The 18,930-nt window shown below is 69.9% G+C and carries 19 protein-coding genes; 14 read left to right on the plus strand and 5 right to left on the minus strand.

Features of this window, described 5'->3' with window-relative positions:
• Positions 1–15 precede the first annotated feature (15 nt).
• Entirely contained in the window at positions 16–600 is a 585-nt protein-coding gene (locus tag ACQY8B_RS19045) for a type II secretion system protein N (protein WP_422088132.1), read from the minus strand.
• A 49-nt stretch (positions 601–649) separates the two neighbouring features.
• On the opposite strand from ACQY8B_RS19045, the gene gspG reads away from it, so the two are divergent.
• The 13 genes from gspG (at position 650) to ACQY8B_RS19110 (ending at position 13,804) form a co-directional block, all read left to right on the plus strand.
• Positions 650–1,090 (plus strand): type II secretion system major pseudopilin GspG, encoded by a 441-nt coding sequence (gene gspG / locus ACQY8B_RS19050; RefSeq protein ID WP_081268515.1) that lies wholly within the window; start codon positions 650–652, stop codon positions 1,088–1,090.
• Positions 1,065–1,568 (plus strand): GspH/FimT family pseudopilin, encoded by a 504-nt coding sequence (locus tag ACQY8B_RS19055; RefSeq protein ID WP_422088133.1) that lies wholly within the window; start codon positions 1,065–1,067, stop codon positions 1,566–1,568. The genes gspG and ACQY8B_RS19055 overlap by 26 nt, the downstream gene beginning before the upstream one ends.
• Positions 1,565–1,960, plus strand: a complete 396-nt coding sequence (gspI, locus tag ACQY8B_RS19060) for a type II secretion system minor pseudopilin GspI (RefSeq protein WP_422088134.1) — start codon at positions 1,565–1,567, stop codon at positions 1,958–1,960. Before ACQY8B_RS19055 ends, gspI begins: the two co-directional genes overlap by 4 nt.
• Positions 1,960–2,658, plus strand: coding sequence for a PulJ/GspJ family protein (locus ACQY8B_RS19065; protein WP_422088135.1), 699 nt, complete (start codon positions 1,960–1,962; stop codon positions 2,656–2,658). Before gspI ends, ACQY8B_RS19065 begins: the two co-directional genes overlap by 1 nt.
• Positions 2,655–3,626: a type II secretion system minor pseudopilin GspK gene (gene gspK, locus ACQY8B_RS19070; protein WP_422088136.1), complete on the plus strand. Its 972-nt coding sequence runs from the start codon at positions 2,655–2,657 to the stop codon at positions 3,624–3,626. The genes ACQY8B_RS19065 and gspK overlap by 4 nt, the downstream gene beginning before the upstream one ends.
• A 126-nt stretch (positions 3,627–3,752) precedes the next feature.
• On the plus strand, positions 3,753–4,964 hold the full coding sequence (gene gspL / locus ACQY8B_RS19075) for a type II secretion system protein GspL (RefSeq protein WP_422088137.1): 1,212 nt from the start codon (positions 3,753–3,755) through the stop codon (positions 4,962–4,964).
• Positions 4,961–5,503: a type II secretion system protein GspM gene (gene gspM / locus ACQY8B_RS19080; protein WP_422088138.1), complete on the plus strand. Its 543-nt coding sequence runs from the start codon at positions 4,961–4,963 to the stop codon at positions 5,501–5,503. Before gspL ends, gspM begins: the two co-directional genes overlap by 4 nt.
• A gap of 10 nt (positions 5,504–5,513) precedes the next feature.
• On the plus strand, positions 5,514–6,314 hold the full coding sequence (gene gspN, locus ACQY8B_RS19085) for a type II secretion system protein N (RefSeq protein WP_422088139.1): 801 nt from the start codon (positions 5,514–5,516) through the stop codon (positions 6,312–6,314).
• Positions 6,315–6,319: 5 nt separating this feature from the next.
• Positions 6,320–8,623, plus strand: coding sequence for a type II secretion system secretin GspD (gspD, locus tag ACQY8B_RS19090; RefSeq protein WP_422088140.1), 2,304 nt, complete (start codon positions 6,320–6,322; stop codon positions 8,621–8,623).
• Positions 8,624–8,684: 61 nt separating this feature from the next.
• Positions 8,685–10,076, plus strand: coding sequence for a GspE/PulE family protein (locus tag ACQY8B_RS19095; protein ID WP_422088141.1), 1,392 nt, complete (start codon positions 8,685–8,687; stop codon positions 10,074–10,076).
• A gap of 19 nt (positions 10,077–10,095) precedes the next feature.
• Positions 10,096–11,334 (plus strand): type II secretion system inner membrane protein GspF, encoded by a 1,239-nt coding sequence (gene gspF / locus ACQY8B_RS19100; RefSeq protein WP_422088142.1) that lies wholly within the window; start codon positions 10,096–10,098, stop codon positions 11,332–11,334.
• A gap of 124 nt (positions 11,335–11,458) precedes the next feature.
• Entirely contained in the window at positions 11,459–12,358 is a 900-nt protein-coding gene (locus ACQY8B_RS19105; protein ID WP_422088143.1) for a 5'-nucleotidase, read from the plus strand.
• Between the two features lie 54 nt (positions 12,359–12,412).
• A complete protein-coding gene (locus tag ACQY8B_RS19110; RefSeq protein ID WP_422088144.1) occupies positions 12,413–13,804 on the plus strand; it encodes an 8-oxoguanine deaminase in 1,392 nt (463 codons plus the stop codon).
• A gap of 12 nt (positions 13,805–13,816) precedes the next feature.
• Here the strand turns inward: ACQY8B_RS19110 and ACQY8B_RS19115 are convergent, their stop codons facing one another.
• The 3 genes from ACQY8B_RS19115 to ACQY8B_RS19125 are packed head-to-tail and all read right to left on the minus strand — an operon-like array spanning position 13,817 to position 16,019.
• Positions 13,817–15,103, minus strand: a complete 1,287-nt coding sequence (locus ACQY8B_RS19115) for a c-type cytochrome (protein WP_422088145.1) — start codon at positions 15,101–15,103, stop codon at positions 13,817–13,819.
• Positions 15,104–15,117: 14 nt separating this feature from the next.
• Entirely contained in the window at positions 15,118–15,834 is a 717-nt protein-coding gene (locus ACQY8B_RS19120; protein WP_422088146.1) for a c-type cytochrome, read from the minus strand.
• Positions 15,831–16,019, minus strand: a complete 189-nt coding sequence (locus ACQY8B_RS19125; RefSeq protein ID WP_422088147.1) for a DUF2970 domain-containing protein — start codon at positions 16,017–16,019, stop codon at positions 15,831–15,833. Before ACQY8B_RS19125 ends, ACQY8B_RS19120 begins: the two co-directional genes overlap by 4 nt.
• Before the next feature lie 99 nt (positions 16,020–16,118).
• Here ACQY8B_RS19125 and ACQY8B_RS19130 point away from each other — a divergent pair, with 99 nt between their 5' ends.
• Complete coding sequence (locus ACQY8B_RS19130; RefSeq protein ID WP_422088148.1) at positions 16,119–17,543, plus strand: PLP-dependent aminotransferase family protein; 1,425 nt, start codon at positions 16,119–16,121, stop codon at positions 17,541–17,543.
• Here ACQY8B_RS19130 and ACQY8B_RS19135 read toward each other — a convergent pair.
• The gene (locus ACQY8B_RS19135; protein WP_422088149.1) at positions 17,491–18,762 is read right to left on the minus strand and encodes an MFS transporter; all 1,272 of its coding nucleotides are present in this window, start codon (positions 18,760–18,762) and stop codon (positions 17,491–17,493) included. The genes ACQY8B_RS19130 and ACQY8B_RS19135 overlap by 53 nt on opposite strands.
• Positions 18,763–18,930 lie beyond the last annotated feature (168 nt).

Below are 18,930 nucleotides of genomic sequence, written 5' to 3' on the forward strand. Positions count from 1 at the left end.
TTCGCGTGGTGCGCGTTACTGCGCTTGCGCTGGCATCGGCGACGGCGCCATCGCCGCGGGCGGGGCGGCCTGCGGCAGTCCGACAGGCGTCACGACGACCGGCGTGGGCGAAGTCACTGTCGGAAGCACCGGCGACGCACTCACGCTGATAGGCGCGCGCACCGGCAGTTGCAGGGTGAACGCCGCCGGCCCGTCGACCTGTGCACCTAGCGTTGCCGAACGCAGGCCCACCGACTGCAGCACGTAGTTGTCACCCACCTTGGAGCCGACGCGGAACGGCCGCGGCGCCTTGCCGTCGATGGCAATCAGTGCCGCCCCCTGCTTCGACGGGTCCGCGACCACGCCGGACAGCGCGAAGCGGCTCGCGGCTTCCGGCGCTACCGGCGCCGTGCTCGACGTGGGCAGCACGCCCAGCAGGCGGGCCACCGCATCGGAATCGGCCGCCACCGAAGCGCGCGGCATCGATGCCGCCGCGGCGATGGGATCCGCAGGCGAAGCCAGCCGGAGTGCCCAGAACACCGCGGCACCAGCGGCCAGCGCCCAAACTCCGGTGGTTGCAAGTGGGGCATGCCAGCGGGCGGCGGAGTAAGGACTTGTCATGGCCGCGGATTATCATGCAGCGCGCTTTCCGAATCATGTCGTCCAACCTATGAACAAATTCCTTCGTGCCGCTACCCGCACCGCCCAACGCGGCTTCACGCTGATCGAACTGATGGTGGTGCTGGTCATCATCGGCGTGCTGGCCGCGCTGATCGTGCCGAACGTGATCGAGCGCGCCGACGACGCCCGCGTGACCGCAGCGCGTACCGACATCAACAATCTCATGCAGGCGCTCAAGCTCTACCGCCTGGACAACCAGCGCTACCCCACCGCCGAGCAGGGCCTGCAGGCGCTGCTCACGCGCCCGACCACCGGGCCGGCCGCACCCAACTGGAAGCCCTACGTGGAGAAGCTGCCCAACGACCCGTGGGGCCACCCCTACCAGTACATGAACCCGGGCATCAAGGGCGAGGTCGATGTGCTTTCGTTCGGCGCCGACGGCCAGAGCGGCGGCGAAGGCAAGAATGCCGACATCGGCAGCTGGCAGTAGCGGCACAGGCGCGCGGCGCCGCAACCAGCCTCCCCGCCAATCCTCCGGCTTCACGCTGCTGGAGCTGATCGTCGTGATCGCGATCATCGCGATCGCCACCGCCGCCGTGAGCTTCGCGATGCGCGACACCAACGCCGCCAAGCTCGACCGCGAAGCCGACCGGCTCGCCGCCCTGCTCGAATCGGCCCGCGCGCAGTCGCGGGCCAGCGGCGTCGCTGTGCGCTGGCGCCCGGTGGAAGGCAGCTTCGTGTTCGACGGCCTGCCGCCCGACGCGCTGCCTGGTGGCTGGGCCGCCGAAGGCATCACGGCCCAGCCCGCGCTCGCCAACGGCACGCCGGTGCCCGTGTTGCAGCTCGGCCCTGATCCGATCATTCCGGCGCAGCAGGTCACGCTCTATTCCGCCGGCCCGCCCGCTCGCACGCTGCGCATCGCCACCGACGGGCTGCGCCCGTTCACCGTCTTTGCCGACGCACCATGACCCGCAGCAGGCTTGCCCCACCCGCTTCGCGCAAGGCACACAACCGCGGCTTCACGCTGATCGAAGTGCTGATCGCGCTCGGCATCGTCGCTATTGCCCTTGCCGCCGGCTCGCAGGCCACGATGTCGCTCACGCGCAACGCGCAGCGCCAGTCCGACCTGGTGCTGGCCGACCTGTGCGCCGAGAACGAACTCGCCAAGGCCCGCCTCGCGCGACAGATGCCGGCCGTGGGTGATTCGGGCTCCATCTGCGCGCAGGCCGGCCTGTCGTTCAACGTGACGACGACAACCACGCCCACGCTCAACCCGAATTTCCGCCGCGTCGACGTGCAGGTGCGCGACGAGGCCAATGCGCCGATCCTGCGCATCTCCACCGTTGTCGGACGCTACTGATGCACGACGCCCGCCAGGCCCGTTCGGGCGCATCCTCACGCGGCTTCACGCTGATCGAGCTGCTGGTGGCCATCGCGGTGATGGCGCTGCTTTCGCTCGTGAGCTGGCGCGGGCTCGACAGCATGTCGCGCGCCACCACCCAGAACAAGCAGCGCGCCGACGCTGTCCTTACCCTGCAAGCCACCCTCGCGCAATGGGGCTCCGACCTCGATGCCATGACCACGCTAGCGCAGACCCGCCCGATCGACTGGGACGGCCGCGTGCTGCGGCTCACCCGCCGCGGCAGCGACACCACGTCGCCTTCGGTGCTGGTGGTGGCCTGGGCGCTGCGGGCCGGCCCTGACGGCATGCGCTGGAGGCGCTGGCAGTCGCTGCCCTTCACCACGCGCGGCGAATGGCAGCAGGCCTGGAACCTCGCCGCCGCCTGGTCGCAGGACGGCGGCACGCAGACCGGTGGCGCCTCAGACACCGCGCTGGTGCCCGTCGACAGATGGCAACTCTTCTATTTCCGTGACAACAGCTGGGTGCCCGCCAGCCAGCTGTCCAGCGTCGCGCCCAACCCCAACAACCCGGCGGGCCCCGTCATCGCGATGCCTGACGGCGTGCGCCTGGTGCTGAGCCTGCCTCCGGGCGACGGCCTCTCGGGCACGCTCACGCGCGACTGGGTCCGGCCGACCGTGGGATCGCCCAAATCATGAGCACGACGACCCAACGCAACCAGTCGGGCGCCGCGCTGCTGGCGGCAATGCTCACCGTCATGCTCGTCGCGACCTTCGCGGCCGCCGCGCTGTGGCAGCAGTGGCGCGCTTCCGAGGTCGAAGGCGCCGAGCGCGCGCGCGTGCAGGCGGCGTGGGTGCTGATCGGCGCACTCGACTGGTCGCGCCTGATCCTGTCCGAAGACGGGCGCGCCGGCGGCCCCGACCACCTGGGCGAACCGTGGGCCGTGCCGCTCGAGGAAGCCCGGCTGACCAGCTTCCTGTCGGCCGAGAAGAACGTGGCCAGCGACAACCTCGAGGGCCTGCCCGACGCGTTCCTGTCGGGACGCATCGTCGACGCGCAGTCCAAGCTCAATGTGCTGTCGCTGGTCGACGGCGGCAAGCCGGTGCCGGCCAGCGTGGCCACCTTCACCCGCCTGTTCAACCTGCTGGGCCTGCCGCTGTCGGAGCTCAACCGCATGACGGCGGGGCTCGTGGGCGCGCTGTCCAGCGACGGCGATGCAGACGGCAGCGGCGCCCCGCTGATGCCGCAGGAGGTCTCGCAACTGGTGTGGCTCGGCCTCTCGCCTTCCACCGCCGCGGCACTGGAGCCCTACGTGACGATCCTGCCGGTACGCACCACGCTCAATATCAACACGGCAAGCGCCGAAGCCATCAGCGCGAGCATGGAGTCGCTCAGCATCGCCAACGCGCGCCAGCTCGTCGAGCGCCGCACGCGCGCCTTCTTCAAGGACCTGGCCGCAGCCAATGCCGCGCTGCCCAGCGGCGGCACGCCCTTCAATGCCGCGCAGCATGGCGTGGGAACGCAGTTCTTCGAGGTCTACGGCAAGCTGAGGCTCGACCGCACCTGGGTCGAGGAGCACTCGCTCCTACAACGCAACGGTGTCACGGTGACGACGGTCTGGCGCACACGGGGCGCCGGCGCAACGAACTCTCCGGTCAAACCCTGATTTGGAAGGCATTTTTCTGAACGAAAAGCCTTACAACGCCCGTCATATCAACACGTTACGCTATCGAAATTAGAGCGTCAGCCTGTAAGACGCCCACCTACAATCATCGGCTTTTCCAAGATCGACATGACTCCCCTGCTGCTCATTGCCCCCCTCCCTCCGGCCGATGCCGCGAGCGAGTACGACTGGGCCCAGGCAGGCGACGACGGCATTGCATTGCGCAACCAAGGCCGCGCGCTGCTGGCGCTCCTGCCATCGAGCACTGAAGTCATGCTCGGCATTCCCTCCGCGGCGCTGTCGTGGCACCGCGTCACCCTGCCCAAGGGCAGCATGGGCAGCGCCTCGAAGCTGCGCGCCGTGCTGGACGGCCTGCTAGAAGAACACCTGCTCGACGAACCCGAAGCCCTGCACTTCGCGCTCGAACCCGACGCCAAGGCTGGCGCGCCCGTGTGGGTCGCGGCCTGCAACCGAATCTGGCTGCGCAGCGTGGTGCAGGGGCTCGAAGCGGCCGGGCGGCGCGTGGTGCGCATCGTCCCCGAGTTCGCACCGCAGCCGGCCGACGGTCCGCCGCTGCTGCAGATCACAGGCGAACCCGAATCACCGCAGCTCACGGTGTGCGACGCCGACGGCGTGGTCTCGCTGCCGCTGGCCGGCGCGGGGCTGGCCTTGTCGGACGGCCTGCCGCTCGACACCGCAGTCATCACCACCGAGCCCGCCGTGGCCGAGGCCGCCGAGCACCTGCTGGAGCGACGCGTGCCGATCGTGCAGACGCCGCAGCGCTGGCTGCAGGCCGCGCGCACGCCCTGGGAACTCGCGCAGTTCGACCTTGCCGCGACCGGCCGCGCGCGCGCCGGCAAGAAATTCGCGTCGGTGCTGCAGACGCTGCGCTACGCCCCCGAATGGCGCGCCGCGCGCTGGGGCGTGGCCGTGCTGCTGCTGACGCAGCTGATCGGCCTGAACGCCTGGGCCTGGAAGGAGCGCAATGCGCTCGATTCCAAGCGCCAGGCCGCCAGGGCCATGCTGACCCAGACATTCCCCTCGGTGAAGATCGTGGTCGACGCCCCGCTGCAGATGCAGCGCGAAGTGGCGGCGCTGCAGCAGGCCGTGGGCGACGTGGTCGGCAGCGACTTCGAACCCATGGTCGGCGCGCTCGCCACCAACCTCCCGCCCGGCAAGACCCCGACCGCCGTCGACTACAGCGCCGGCCAGTTGCGCCTGCGCGGGCTCGGCCTGCAGCCTTCCGAGGTCTCGCAGATCACCAACGCACTGACGCCGCGCGGCTACAACGTGCGCACCGAAGGCGACCTGCTGCTGGTCCAGGCCGAGGCCACCCGATGAACTTCAGCGAACAGCTCAAGGCCCGCTGGGCCACCCTGGAAACGCGCGAGCGGCGCATGGTCGCCATCGCCGTCACGCTCGTGGCGCTGGCCCTGCTCTGGTGGATCGCGCTCGCGCCCGCCCTGCGCACGCTGGCCGCGGCACCGGCCGAACACGCGCAGCTCGATGCCCAGCTTCAGCAGATGGCCACCCTGCAGAACCGCGCCAAGGCGCTGCAGTCGCAGCCGCGGCTGAACCGCGACGACGCGATGCGCGCTCTCGAAACATCCGTGCGCGACGGCCTGGGCAACGGCAACGCCCAACTCATGACGACCGGCGGCGACGGCGCCGCCACCGTCACGCTGCGTTCGGTGCCCGCGAACACCGTCGCCCAGTGGCTCGGGCAGGCACGCGGCAACGCCCATGCCGTGCCGCGCGAGGCGCACCTGACCCGCGCCCCCGTTGCCACCACGCCCGCCGCCGGCCAAAAAGACGCCTCGTCGACGCCGCAGGTCCGCTGGGACGGCACCGTCGTCATGGCGCTGCCCGCCGCACGATGAGCCATCCCGCATGCTGACCCGACCTCTCTCCTCCGGTCCCGCGCCGCGTCGCGGCTGGCGCTGGGCGCTGCTTGGCATCGCGATCGGCGTGGTGCTGACGGTGCTGATGTTCGCGCCGGCGCGCTGGCTGTCGGCGGCGCTGTCGGGCTGGAGCCAGGGCCGGCTGGTGCTGGCCAATCCGCGCGGCACCGTCTGGAACGGCACGGCCGCCGTGGTGTTCGCCAGCGGTGCCGGCGGCGCCGAGGCGGTGTCGCTGCCCGGCCTGCTGCACTGGCGCATGCGTCCGGGCTGGGGCGGCATCTCCGCCAGCCTCGACCTGCCCTGCTGCGCGGCCCAGCCGCTGCAGCTGCGCGCCAGCCCGCGCGCCGGCGGCATGCAACTCGAGTGGCAGGACAGCCGCTCGCGCTGGCCCGCAAGCATGCTCACCGGCCTGGGCGCGCCCTGGAACACGCTCAAGCTCGACGGTGCGCTCGACCTCACCACCAAGGCCTTCGCAATGCAATGGGACGGCCCCGCGCTGCGCATCGCGGGCCAGGCCACGCTCGATGCCACCGACGTTTCCTCCAGCCTGTCGACCTTGCGTCCGATGGGCAGCTACCGGCTCACGCTCGAAGGCGGCAACCGGCCCACGCTGCTGCTCAGCACGCGCGAAGGCAGCCTCGAACTGAACGGCAGCGGCAGCTGGAACGGCACCACCTTCCGCTTCAACGGCGAAGCCAATGCCGCGCCCGGCCGCGAAGACGCACTTTCCAATTTGTTGAACATCATCGGACGGCGCGACAACGCGCGTTCGATCATCACCCTGGGTTGATCCTCATGATGAAGCCACTGTTTTCGACCGGCACCGTCGCGCTCGCCGTGCGTGTGCTGATCGCGGCCACGTTCCTGCAGGCCGCGCCCGCGGCCTTCGCGCAGACCGGCGACGCGCCGCGCCGCGGAGAGCCGATCACGCTCAACTTCGCCAATGCCGACATCGAGGCCGTGGCCCGCACCATGGCCGTGGTCACGGGCCGCGACGTGGTGGTCGATCCGCGCGTCAAGGGCACCATGAACCTCGTCACCGACCGCGCCATCCAGCCGGCGGCCGCGTTCAACCAGTTCGCCTCGGCGCTGCGCCTGCAGGGCTTCGCGGTGGTGGAGGCCGACGGCCTCTACAAGGTGGTGCCCGAAGCCGACGCCAAGCTGCAGAGCAGCGCCGTCAACACCTCCATCGGCGCCGTCTCGTCCAGCGGCAGCAACCAGATCGTCACGCAGATCTTCCGGCTCAATTACGAGTCGCCGAACAGCCTGCTGCCGGTGCTGCGCCCGCTGATTCCGCCGAACAACACCATCAACGTGAACCCGGGCAACAACTCGCTCGTGATCACCGACTACGCCGACAACATGCGCCGGCTGGCCCGCATCATCGCGTCGCTCGACGTGCCGAATGCGTCCGACGTCGAGGTCATCCAGCTCAAGCACTCGGTCGCCACCGACATGGTGCCGCTGCTCACGCGGCTGGTCGACGGCAGCGGCTCGGGCGCACCGGGCGCCGCCGCCGCGCCGGGCGGCACCGATGCATCGTTCCGCACAACGCTGCTGGCCGATCCGCGCAGCAACTCGCTGATCCTTCGCGCCGCCAACCCGGCGCGCGTGCAGCTGGTGCGCACGCTGGTCGAGAAGCTCGACCGCCCCGCCGCGGAAAGCAGCAACGGCGCGGCCGGCAACATCTACGTGGTGTATCTGAAGAACGCCGACGCGGTGCGCCTTGCGGCCACGCTGCGCGCGGCCATGGCCGCCAACCAGCAGTCCGGCACCCCGGGGCAGCCCGGCGCGGCGGGCGGCGGCTCGGTGCCGCAGCAGAGCGCGCCGCAGGCCATGCAGGTGAACCTGAACAGCGGCGGCGGCCAGAGCGGCAGCTCGCCCGCCGCCAGCGCACCGCTCAACAACGCCAACCAGCCCTCGACCGGCGGCCAGATCCAGGCCGATCCGTCGACCAATTCGCTCATCATCACCGCGCCCGAGCCGCAGTACCGCCAGATGCGCGCCGTGATCGACCGGCTCGACGGCCGCCGCGCGCAGGTCATGATCGAGGCGCTGATCGTCGAAGTGGGCGACACCGCCGCCGCGAAGTTCGGCGTGCAGTGGCAAAGCGCGCTGGGCAACAACGCCGTGCTCGGCACCAATTCCTCGGTGGCGGGCGCCAACCTGCTGACGCTGACGCAGGCGCTGGCCACCAAGAACCCGGCCAACCTCAACCTGACCTCGGGCCTGAACCTGGGCATTGCCGGCAAGATCGGCGGCCAGTACATCCTGGGCGCGATTGCCAGCTTCTTCGACAGCGACAAGGACTCCAACGTGCTGTCCAAGCCCAACCTGCTGACGCTGGACAACGAAGAGGCCAAGATCGTGATCGGCCAGAACGTGCCCTTCGTCACCGGCCAGTACGCCAGCACCTCGGGCTCCGTGGGCGTCAATCCGTTCACCACCGTCGAGCGCAAGGACGTCGGCCTGACGCTGCGCGTGCGCCCGACCATCAACGAGAACGGCACCGTGAAGCTGACGATCTTCCAGGAGACCTCCACGGTCGACCCGAACACCGTCAACAACCCGAACGGTCCCACCACCAGCAAGCGCTCCATCGAATCGAGCGTGCTGGTGGAAGACGGCGGCCTCGTCATGCTCGGCGGCCTGCTGTCGGACACCTACAACAACACGGTCGAGAAGGTGCCGGTGGCCGGCGACATTCCCGTGCTCGGCAACCTGTTCAAGAGCCAGGCCCGCACGCGCGAGAAGCTCAACCTCATGATGTTCCTGCGCCCGGCGGTGATGCGCGATGCCGTTTCCACCGAGGCCTTTGCCTACGACCGCTACGACGAGATCCGCGGCATGCAGCAGCGCTCGCAGCCGGACACGTCCAACGTGATGCTGCGCGGCGTCGACGGCGCGAACGTGCTGCCCGAGCTGGCCCCGCCGGCGCGCAGCGCAGAGCCGCCCCGGCGCGTCGAGTCGCGCATCGAAGGCACCCAGCTCATTCCGCCGCCGCGCCCGGCTTCGGACAACCGCCGGCTGGCGCCGAGCCCGCTGCGCGGCACGCTGCCGCCCACGGCCGACCCCGCCACCGCGCGCGAACTGCCCTGATGCCCCTACCATTCCTCTTCGCCAAGCCACGCACCACGCACACGCCCCGCTGATCCCGCCCATGCGCTATCCCCTGCCCTACGCGTTCGCACGCAGCCAGCAACTCCTGCTCGAGGAGACCGACGACGGCAGCTATACGCTGTGGATGTCGAGCCATCCGGCGCGCAGCGCGGTCGGCGAGGTGTCGCGCAAGTACGGCGTGCAGGCCTTCGAGGTGCTGGCTGACGGCCCGCTGGCGCAGCGCATCAGCGCGGCCTATGCGCAGGGCGAATCGAGCGCCGCCGCGGTGGTGAGCGAGGTGCAGAACGAAGCCGACCTGTCCCGCATGATGCAGGAGCTGCCGGCGGTCGAAGACCTGCTGGCCAGCGCCGGCGACGCGCCCATCATCCGCATGCTGAACGCGCTGCTCACGCAGGCCGCGCGCGACGGCGCCAGCGACATCCACATCGAGCCCTACGAGCGCACCTCGTCCGTGCGCTTTCGCATCGACGGCACGCTGCGCGAGGTGGTGCAGCCCAACCGCGCACTGCACGCCGCGCTGATCTCGCGCCTGAAGATCATGGCCGACCTCGACATCTCCGAGAAGCGGCTGCCGCAGGACGGGCGCATCTCTTTGCGCATCGGCACGCGCGCGGTCGACGTGCGGGTGTCGACGCTGCCCAGCGCGCACGGTGAACGCGCGGTGCTGCGCCTGCTGGACAAGAGCGAATCCAAGCTCACGCTCGAATCGGTGGGCATGCAGGGCGACACGCTGGAGCGCTTCGAGAAGCTCATCGCGCAGCCGCACGGCATCATCCTGGTGACCGGGCCCACGGGCTCGGGCAAGACCACCACGCTGTACGCCGCGCTGGCCCGGCTCGACGCCAGCCGCAGCAACATCATGACGGTGGAAGACCCCATCGAGTACGAGCTGCCGGGCGTGGGCCAGACGCAGATCAACGCCAAGATCGAACTCACCTTCGCCAAGGCCCTGCGCGCCATCCTGCGGCAGGACCCCGACGTCATCATGATCGGCGAAATCCGCGACTTCGAGACCGCGCAGATCGCCATCCAGGCCTCGCTGACCGGCCACCTGGTGCTGGCCACGCTGCACACGAATGATTCCGTCAGCGCCGTCACCCGCCTCACCGACATGGGCGTGGAGCCCTTCCTGCTGAGTTCGTCGCTGCTGGGCGTGCTCGCGCAGCGCCTCGTGCGCAAGGTCTGCACGGCGTGCGCCGGCGCCGGCTGCGAGGTCTGCGGCCAGACCGGCTACCAGGGTCGCACCGGCATCTTCGAGCTGCTGGTGGCCGACGAGACCGTGCAAGGGCTGATCCACAGCAAGGCCGCCGAAAGCGAGCTGCTGCAGGCCGGCGCGCGCGGCGGACTGCGCCTGATGCGCGAAGACGGCGAGCGGCTGGTGCAGGCCGGCATCACATCGCGCGCCGAACTGCTGCGCGTCACGCGCGACTGACCAGCGCCCCGGCCGCCCCATGCCCGCCTATTCCTTCGAAGCCATCGATGCCAGCGGCCAGTCGCGCGAAGGCGTGCTGGAAGCCGACACCGCTCGCAGCGCGCGCAGCCTGCTTCGGGCGCAGGCGCTCATTCCGCTGTCGGTCAAGCCTGTCGGCAGCGACCACGTCAACGGCACCGGCCAGCGCAGCGGCATGTCGCGCTGGCTCGGCGGCGGCAAGCGGGTCTTCAACTCCACCGGCCTGGCCGTGTGGACGCGGCAGCTCGCGGGCCTCGTGTCGTCCGGCCTGCCGCTGGAACGCGCGCTCACTGCCCTCACCGACGAGGCCGAATCGGAGCCGCAACGCAACCTCGTCGCCTCGCTGCGCGCCGAAGTCAACGCGGGCTCGCCCTTCGCGCGGGCGCTGTCGGCGCATTCGCGCGAGTTCTCGCCCATCTACACGGCGGTGATCGGCGCCGGCGAGCAAAGCGGCAACCTCGGCCTGGTGCTCGACCGCCTGGCCGACGACCTCGAAGAGCGCCAGGCGCTGCAGCAGAAGCTCATTGGCGCCGCGCTTTATCCGGCCATCGTCACGCTGGTGGCGATCGTCATCGTCATCTTCCTCGTAAGTTATGTGGTGCCGCAGGTGGCGCAGGTGTTCGCGGGCACCAAGCGCTCGCTGCCCTTCCTCACCACGGTGATGCTGTCGCTGAGCGCGGGCGTACGCAACTACGGCTGGTGGATGCTCTGCGCCGTCGTGCTGGGCGCGGTCGGCATGCGACTGGCGCTGGCGCAGGAAGCCTTCCGCCTCAAGTTCGACGCGGCCTGGCTCAGGCTGCCGCTGGTGGGCAAGCTCGCGCGCGGCTACAACGCGGCCCGCTTCGCGAGCACGCTGGCCATGCTGGCCACGGCCGGCGTGCCCATTCTTCGCGCGCTGCAGGCGGCCTCCGAAACGCTGGGCAACCGCGCGATGCGGGCGGACGCGCTCGACGCGCTGGTGCTGGTGCGCGAAGGCGCGCCGCTGGCATCGGCGCTGGCGCAGAAGAAGCGCTTTCCCGGCCTCGTGTCGATGTTCGCGCGCCTGGGCGAGCAGACCGGCACCCTGCCGCTGATGCTGCAGCGCGCGGCCAACCAACTGGGTGCCGAAGTACAGCGCCGCGCGATGCACCTGGCCACCATCCTCGAGCCGCTCTTGATCGTGGCGATGGGCGGCGTGGTCATGCTGATCGTGCTGGCGGTGATGCTGCCGATCATCCAGTTGAACCAGTTCGTGAAATGAGGCAAACCCCCAGGCTTGCCCACTTCGTGTGGCCTCCAACCCCCTTGCAGGGGGCGGTGCGGCCGCTTCGGGCGGCCGTGCGCGGCGCACCTGCCGGAAGAAGACAGATCCACGGAGGCGCGCCATGCCGGTAACTCTGGAAGACAAGCTCGTGGTCGCGATCTCCTCGCGGGCCCTGTTCAACCTCGAAGAAGAAAACACGCTCTTCGAATCGGGGGACAACGAGGGCTACATGAAGCTGCAGCTCGACCGCATCGACGTGCCGGCCGCGCCAGGCATCGCGTATTCGCTGATCCGCAAGCTGCTGCGCTTCAACGACGACGGCGTGCAGCGCGTCGAGGTGGTGATCCTCTCGCGCAACGACCCGGTCTCGGGCATGCGCATCTTCAGGTCGAGCGCGGCCGCCGACATCAAGCTGCAGCGCGGCGTTTTCACGCAGGGCCGCCCGCCCTTCGGCTACCTGCGCCCGCTGCGCGCCCACCTGTTCCTGTCGGTCAATGCGCAGGACGTGCGCGAGGCGCTCAACGCCGGCTTCCCGGCCGCGCGCGTGCTGGTCGAATCGGTCAAGGCAAGCGACGCCTGGCCGAACGAAGTGCGCATCGCCTTCGACGGCGACGCCGTGCTGTTCTCCGACGAGGCCGAGCGTGTGTTCCAGGCCGAGGGCCTCGACGCCTTCCAGGCGCACGAACTCAGCAAGGCCGACCTGCCGCTGCCCGAGGGCCCGTTCAAGCCGCTGTTGATGGCGCTGCATCGCCTGCAGATGGCCGGCAATGCGCAGATGCGCATCCGCACCGCGCTGGTCACCGCGCGCAGCGCGCCGGCGCACGAGCGCGCCATCCGCACGCTGATGAAGTGGAACATCCGCGTCGACGAGGCCATGTTCCTCGGTGGCCTGCCCAAGGGCGAGTTCCTGCGCGAGTTCGAGCCCGACTTCTTCTTCGACGACCAGACGGGGCATGTGGATGCGGCTTCGCGGCATGTCCCCGCGGGGCATGTGAGCAGCGGCATCAGCAACGAGCCCTGAACCTCGGCCGGCCTTGTGCTTGCTCCCGCTCCTGACCGGGGCAAGAATGCCGCCATGCTGATCCTCCGACACGCCGACATCCTGGTCACCATGGATGCCGCGCGGCGCGAAATCGCCGACGGCGCCGTGGTGTGCGACGGCCCCGCTATAGCCTGGGCAGGCCCCACCGCCGAACTGCCCATCGCGTATCACGAAGCCCTGCGCAGCGGCCAGGCCGAGGCCATCGACATTCGCGGCCACGTGGTGATGCCGGGCCTGGTCAACACGCACCACCACATGTACCAGAGCCTCACGCGCGCGGTGCCAGAGGCGCAGGACGCCGAGCTGTTCGGCTGGCTCACCAACCTCTACCTGCTGTGGGCGCGCCTCACGCCCGAGATGATCCGCGTGTCGACGCAGACCGCGATGGCCGAGCTGATGCTCTCGGGCTGCACCACCACCAGCGACCATCTCTACCTGTTCCCCAACGGCTCGCGGCTCGACGATTCGATCGAGGCGGCCGACGCGATGGGCATGCGCTTCCACGCGGCGCGCGGCAGCATGAGCGTGGGCCGCAGCGCCGGCGGCCTTCCGCCCGACGAAGTGGTGGAGACCGAGGAAGCCGTCCTGCGCGACAGCGAACGCCTCATCGGCCGCTGGCACGACGCCTCGCGCCATTCGATGCGCCGCATCGTGCTGGCGCCCTGCTCGCCGTTCTCTGTGTCGCGCGACCTGATGCGCCTGTCGGCCGAGTTGGCGCGCGAGCGCGGCGTGTCGCTGCACACGCACCTGGCCGAGAACGACAACGACGTCGCCTACTCGCGCGAGAAGTTCGGCATGACGCCGGCCGAGTACGCGGAAGACCTGGGCTGGGTCGGCCGCGACGTGTGGCACGCGCACTGCGTGAAGCTGGACGAAGCCGGCATCGCGCTGTTCGGCCGCACCGGCACCGGCGTGGCGCACTGCCCGTGCTCCAACATGCGGCTGGCCTCGGGCATTGCGCCCATCGGCGCCATGCGGCGCGCGGGCGTGCCGGTGGGGCTGGGCGTGGACGGCAGCGCGTCGAACGACGGTGCGCACATGCTGGGCGAGGCGCGGCAGGCCATGCTGCTGCAGCGCGTGGGCCATGGCCCGGCGGCGATGACGGCACGCGAGGCGCTGGAGATCGCCACGCTGGGCGGCGCACGCGTGCTGGGGCGCGACGACATAGGCGCGCTAGCGCCGGGCATGTCGGCGGACATCGTGGCCTTCGACATGCGCGGCGTCGCGCATGCGGGCGCAGGACACGACCCGGTGGCGGCGCTGGTGTTCTGCACGCCGGCATCGGTGTCGCTGAGCGTGATCGGCGGCGCGGTGCGCATCCGTGGGGGCGAGTTCACCGGGCTCGAGCTTGCGCCCCTGCTGGCAAGGCACCGCGACCTCGCCCGCACGCTGTACGAAGCCGCGCGGCACCCGCACACCGCCTGAGCCGCGCGGCGTTCAGCGCCGCATCGTGTCGAGCTGCGTGACGGGGGCGCTGTCGTTGCCCCATGAGCCCCGGATGTAGGTGAGCACCGCCGCCACTTCAGCCGCGTCGAGCGTCTGGCCGAACGGAGGCATGCCGTAGGGGCGCGGGTTGCCCGCCGTGGTGGGCAGGAAGCCGCCGTGCGCGATGACCTGCACCAGGTTGGTCGACCGCGCCATGTTGACGGCACGATTGCCAGCGAGCGGCGGATAGGCGCCGATTGCGCCCTGGCCCTGGTCGCCGTGGCAGTAGGCGCAACGCTGGTCGTAGATCTTCGCGCCGCGCGCCATCGTGCCGGCATCGCGGCGGATCGGGGTCTTGGCGCTGGCGGGCTCTTCGCTCTTCGGCACGTCGGGCAGGTCCTTCAGGTAGCTCGCCATCGCCGTCAGGTCCGCATCGCTCAGGTACTGCGTGCTGCGGAACACCACATCGGCCATCGGGCCCATGACCGAGCCGCGCGGGGCAACGCCGGTCTTGAGGAGCGCGACGACATCGGCGCTCGGCCAGTCGGCCACGCCGGCCTCGTGCGGATCGGCGAGCGACGGCGCGTACCAGTTCTCCACCGCGATCAGCCCGCCCGACAGGCCGCGACTGGTTTCGGTGGCGCCCAGCGAATTGCGGCTGCCGTGGCAAGCGATGCAATGGCCCAGCCCGTCGACCAGGTAGGCACCACGGTTCCACTCGGCCGGCTTGCCCGCGTTGGCAACGAAGGCCTCGGGCTTGAACGAGAGCGCACGCCACACGGCCAGCGCGGCCTGCGTGTCGTACGGAAAGCGCAGCCGGTGCTCACGGTTCTGCTCCGATGCGGGCGCCACGCTGCGCAGGTAGGCGTAGATCGCGTCCGAATCCTCGCGCGTCACCTTGGTGAAGTTGGGATACGGAAATGCCGGGTACAGCAGGCGCCCGTCCTTGCTGCGCCCGTTGTGCATCGCGCGCCAGAAATGCGCACTGCTCCAGCTGCCGATGCCGGTCTGCGCATCGGGCGTCAGGTTGCTCGAATAGATGGTGCCGAAGGGCGTCTCGATGGGCAGGCCGCCCGCATAGGGCCGGCCGCCGCGCGTGGTGTGGCAGCCCGCGCAATTGCCGGCCAATGCAAGGTAGCGGCCGCGCTCGACCAGCTGCGGCGTGGCATTGAAGCTCTCGGCCTGCCCGGGCAGCGCGTCCTCGCCGCGCAGGTTCATCGCCACCAGGACGCCGGAGACCAGCGCCAGCAGCACGATCAGCACCAGCGCCACCCATCCGGTGCGTCGCAGCAGGCTCATGGGTGCTTCTTTCGTCACTTCGCGGTACCGCCGCAGGCGATCGGCATCGGCGCCGGCAGCGACGCAACCGCTTTCGTGTTGGCCGGCATCGGCTGCGTTGCCAGCCAGCTCGCCACGGCGTTGACGTCCGAGGTCCACATGCGGCGGCCGACTTCGGCCATGCAGTCGGGCGCGGTCGCATGCCGCTCGTTGGTGAGCCAGGCGCCGAGCTGCGACGCCACATAGAGCCGCGGCAGGCCCAGCAAGCCCGGGGTGGCGGGCTGCACGCCGGTCAGGGCCGCGCCGTGGCACTGCACGCAGGCCGGGAGCCGGCGCTCCGCATCGCCTTGCAGCGCGAGCACTCGGCCGCGCTCCAGCACTTCGGGCTTGGCGTCGCTGAGCGGCGAGATCGGCGGATAGGGCAGGTCGAGCCCCGCGAAGTACTCGGCAATCTCGCGCAGGTAGGCGTCGGACATGTGCTGCACCATGTACGCCATGTCGCTGTTGGAGCGGCGCCCGTCGCGAAAGCTCACGAGCTGGTTGAAGAGATAGCCGGCCGGCTTGCCCGCGAGACGCGGAAAGTAGCCGGCATTGGTGGTCGCGCCTTCGCGGCCGTGGCAGGCAATGCATGCGGCCACGCGCTGCTCGATGGTGTCGGGCACGGCTGCGGGCGTTGCGGCACCTGCAATGCCCGCCAGGCCGGACAACAGAAGCAGCAGCGCGGTCGCGGCGAGTCGAAGGCGGGCCTTCATGTGCTGGCTGCGAAGTGCGCCAGGGCCAGCAGCCCGGCGATCAACAGCAGCACCAGGACCAGCGCCACGCCGATCAGCGGCAGGATGCCGACCTGCGCGGTCCGCTTGTCGGCATCGGCACGGCGTCCGCCCAGCCCGATGAAACTCCAGAGAACGGCGCGCACTGCGCCCAACAGATTCGACATGGGGACTAGTGTGGACCCGCCGGGCAAAAAAGAACAGATGCAGATTCACATCAATTGACCGGTGCAGATAAAGTGCTGCCGAATGAACGCAACCCCGCGATGAAGCAGAAGCGCTACGAAGCCCTGGCCGCCGGCATCGAGGCCTCGATCCGCAACGGCACCCTGAAGACCGGCGACCGCCTGCCCTCGGTGCGCCACACCGGCCAAAGCCAGGGCGTGAGCGCATCCACCGTGTTCCAGGCGTACTACCTGCTGGAGGCGCGCGGCCTGGTGCGGGCACGCGACCGCTCCGGCTACTACGTCACCGGCGGCGGCCTGCGCGACGCGCCGCCCGAATCCACGCTCACCTCGCGCCCGGCGGATGGCCCGCTGTCGCTCGACGTGAGCGACCAGGTGTTCGACATCCTCGAAGCGAGCATGTCGCGCAGGGTCGTGCCCTTCGGCTCGGCCTTTCCGAGCCCGCTGCTGTTTCCGCTGGCACGGCTCGGGCAGTTCATGGCGGCCAGCGCCAAGTCGCTCGACCCGTGGAGCACGGTGGACGACCTCACGCCGGGCAGCGCGGCGCTGCGCCGGCAGATCGCGCTGCGCTACCTGGCCGACGGCATGCCGGTGCCGGCAGACGAGATCGTGGTGACCAACGGCGCGCTGGAAGCGCTCAACCTCTGCCTCGCGGCGGTCACGCGGCCCGGGGACGCGGTGATCGTCGAATCGCCCACCTTCTACGCCGCGCTGCAGGCGCTGCAGCGCATGGGCCTGCGCGCCATCGAGGTGCCGACGCATCCGGGCGAGGGCATCGACCTCGATGCGCTGGAGCTGGCCATCGCGGCCCACAAGCCCAGCGCCTGCTGGCTCATGACCAACTTCCAGAACCCGCTGGGCAGCCTGATGCCCGACGCGAAGAAGAAGGCGCTGGTGGCGCTGCTCGCGCGGCATGCGCTGCCGCTGATCGAGGACGACGTGTACGCCGAGCTGTACTTCGGCGAGCGCCGGCCCGCGCCCGCCAAGGCCTTCGACACACGGGGGCTGGTGCTGCACTGCTCGTCGTTCTCCAAGTGCCTGGCGCCGGGCTACCGCATCGGCTGGGCCTCGGCCGGGCGCTTCGCGCGGCAGGTCGCGCGGCAGAAGCTCACGACCACGCTCAGCACCTCGGCACCCGCGCAGCAGGCACTGGCGGCCTATCTGGAGAAAGGCGGGCTCGACAAGCACCTGCGCAAGCTGCGCCAGACGCTGGCGCTGCAGCAGGCCACCTTCGCGCAGGCCGTGGGCCATTACTTTCCGGCGGGCACGCGAGCGACGCGGCCGCTGGGCGGCTACTTCCTGTGGGTGGAATTGCCGGCAGGCGCGAACGCGCTGGAGATCCATCGCAAGGCGCTGGAACAGGGCATCAGCGTCGCGCCCGGGCCGATCTTCTCGGCCACGCGCGCCTTCGGCAACTGCCTGCGGCTGAACTACGGCCACCCGTGGGATGCGCTCAGCGAGCGGGCAATGCAAACACTCGGCCGCCTGATCGCCGAAGCGTCCTGAACAGCAGGAAGGACGCGATGCTCACGTTCAACAGGTTCCAGCCGATGCCGTTCAGGAAGGCCGCGTGGTAGCTGCCCGTGAGGTCGAACACCTTGCCCGACATCCAGCCGCCCAGCGCCATGCCGAACAGCGTGAACATCAGCACCGTGCCCACGCGCGCGCCTGCTTCGGCCGGCGGAAAGTGCTCGCGCACGATGATCGCGTAGGAAGGCACGATGCCGCCCTGGAACAGCCCGAACAGCGCAGAGATCACATAAAGCGGCACCAGCCCGTCGAAGGGCAGGAACAGCAGCAGCGCCACGCACTGCAGCACGCCGCCCAGCAGCAAGGTGCGCAGCCCGCCGATGCGGTCGCAGATGAGGCCCGACACCAGCCGGCTCACGATGCCGAAGCCCAGCATCAGCGACAGCATCATCGCGCCCTGCGCGGGGCCATAGCCGAGGTCGCCGCAGTAGGCCACGATGTGCACCTGCGGCATCGCCATCGCCACGCAGCAGGCCACGCCGGCCACGCACAGCAGGCCTTGCGCCGTGCCCAAGCTCAGGCCGAAGGGCCGCGCCAGGTCTCGCGGGAGGACCGTTCTCGATGCATTGACCTCGGCAGGCGCCTGCGCAAGGGCCGGCGGCCGCGCACGGAAGCACAGGGCCAGCAGCGCCATCGTGATTCCGCAGAAGACGCCCATGCCGATGTAGGTCTGGCGCCAGCCCACCAGCTCGACGAAGTGCTGTGCGATGGGCGGCCACACCGCGCCCGCCAGGTAGTTGCCGCTCGCGCACACCGCGACCGCGATGCCGCGCCGCTTGACGAACCACAGCGAGGTATCGGCCACCAGCGGCGCAAAGGCCACCGAACTGCCCAGCAGCCCCACCAGCAGTGCCTGCGCGATGGTGAACGACACGATGCCGCCCGACATGCCGGTGGCGATGTACCCCGCGCCAAGAAACACCGAACCGAACAGCAGCGGCCACATCACGCCGACGCGGTCGGCCAGCTTGCCCATCAGCACGCCGCCAAGGCCGAAACCCAGCATCAGCAATGTGTAGGGCAGCGAAGCATCGGCGCGCGCGATGCCGAATTCGGCCTGCACCGCGGGCAGCATGACCGACACCACGTACATGCCGCTGCTGCCGATCGTCATGATCGCCAGCGTGAGGCCCAGGCGCAGCATGGCGTAGCGTGAATCCGCCTGGTGGGCGGTTGTCTCTTGAGTCGTTGTCATTGTTTTTTCCGCGCCGGGAAGGGCCGGTGCATGTCGTGTGGCATTCTCGCGGAAGACAGCCGCAGGCACGGTGCCGCCGTCGAATGTCGAAACATCCTGCACTGCGGCTGCGCCGAAAGCGCCGCAACCACCGACTCGATCAGCCCTCGGCCAACACAGGCACCGCGA

Origin of the sequence: Variovorax sp., from assembly GCF_965279555.1 — a bacterium.
In the GTDB taxonomy this organism is placed as follows: domain Bacteria; phylum Pseudomonadota; class Gammaproteobacteria; order Burkholderiales; family Burkholderiaceae_C; genus Variovorax.

What these genes read in the sequence shown, in the direction of transcription:
- ACQY8B_RS19045 (WP_422088132.1), bottom strand. Translation starts at nt 600, where the DNA reads ATGACAAGTCCTTACTCCGCCGCCCGCTGGCATGCCCCACTTGCAACC.
- gspG (WP_081268515.1), top strand. Translation starts at nt 650, where the DNA reads ATGAACAAATTCCTTCGTGCCGCTACCCGCACCGCCCAACGCGGCTTC.
- ACQY8B_RS19055 (WP_422088133.1), top strand. Translation starts at nt 1,065, where the DNA reads ATGCCGACATCGGCAGCTGGCAGTAGCGGCACAGGCGCGCGGCGCCGC.
- gspI (WP_422088134.1), top strand. Translation starts at nt 1,565, where the DNA reads ATGACCCGCAGCAGGCTTGCCCCACCCGCTTCGCGCAAGGCACACAAC.
- ACQY8B_RS19065 (WP_422088135.1), top strand. Translation starts at nt 1,960, where the DNA reads ATGCACGACGCCCGCCAGGCCCGTTCGGGCGCATCCTCACGCGGCTTC.
- gspK (WP_422088136.1), top strand. Translation starts at nt 2,655, where the DNA reads ATGAGCACGACGACCCAACGCAACCAGTCGGGCGCCGCGCTGCTGGCG.
- gspL (WP_422088137.1), top strand. Translation starts at nt 3,753, where the DNA reads ATGACTCCCCTGCTGCTCATTGCCCCCCTCCCTCCGGCCGATGCCGCG.
- gspM (WP_422088138.1), top strand. Translation starts at nt 4,961, where the DNA reads ATGAACTTCAGCGAACAGCTCAAGGCCCGCTGGGCCACCCTGGAAACG.
- gspN (WP_422088139.1), top strand. Translation starts at nt 5,514, where the DNA reads ATGCTGACCCGACCTCTCTCCTCCGGTCCCGCGCCGCGTCGCGGCTGG.
- gspD (WP_422088140.1), top strand. Translation starts at nt 6,320, where the DNA reads ATGATGAAGCCACTGTTTTCGACCGGCACCGTCGCGCTCGCCGTGCGT.
- ACQY8B_RS19095 (WP_422088141.1), top strand. Translation starts at nt 8,685, where the DNA reads ATGCGCTATCCCCTGCCCTACGCGTTCGCACGCAGCCAGCAACTCCTG.
- gspF (WP_422088142.1), top strand. Translation starts at nt 10,096, where the DNA reads ATGCCCGCCTATTCCTTCGAAGCCATCGATGCCAGCGGCCAGTCGCGC.
- ACQY8B_RS19105 (WP_422088143.1), top strand. Translation starts at nt 11,459, where the DNA reads ATGCCGGTAACTCTGGAAGACAAGCTCGTGGTCGCGATCTCCTCGCGG.
- ACQY8B_RS19110 (WP_422088144.1), top strand. Translation starts at nt 12,413, where the DNA reads ATGCTGATCCTCCGACACGCCGACATCCTGGTCACCATGGATGCCGCG.
- ACQY8B_RS19115 (WP_422088145.1), bottom strand. Translation starts at nt 15,103, where the DNA reads ATGAGCCTGCTGCGACGCACCGGATGGGTGGCGCTGGTGCTGATCGTG.
- ACQY8B_RS19120 (WP_422088146.1), bottom strand. Translation starts at nt 15,834, where the DNA reads ATGAAGGCCCGCCTTCGACTCGCCGCGACCGCGCTGCTGCTTCTGTTG.
- ACQY8B_RS19125 (WP_422088147.1), bottom strand. Translation starts at nt 16,019, where the DNA reads ATGTCGAATCTGTTGGGCGCAGTGCGCGCCGTTCTCTGGAGTTTCATC.
- ACQY8B_RS19130 (WP_422088148.1), top strand. Translation starts at nt 16,119, where the DNA reads ATGAAGCAGAAGCGCTACGAAGCCCTGGCCGCCGGCATCGAGGCCTCG.
- ACQY8B_RS19135 (WP_422088149.1), bottom strand. Translation starts at nt 18,762, where the DNA reads ATGACAACGACTCAAGAGACAACCGCCCACCAGGCGGATTCACGCTAC.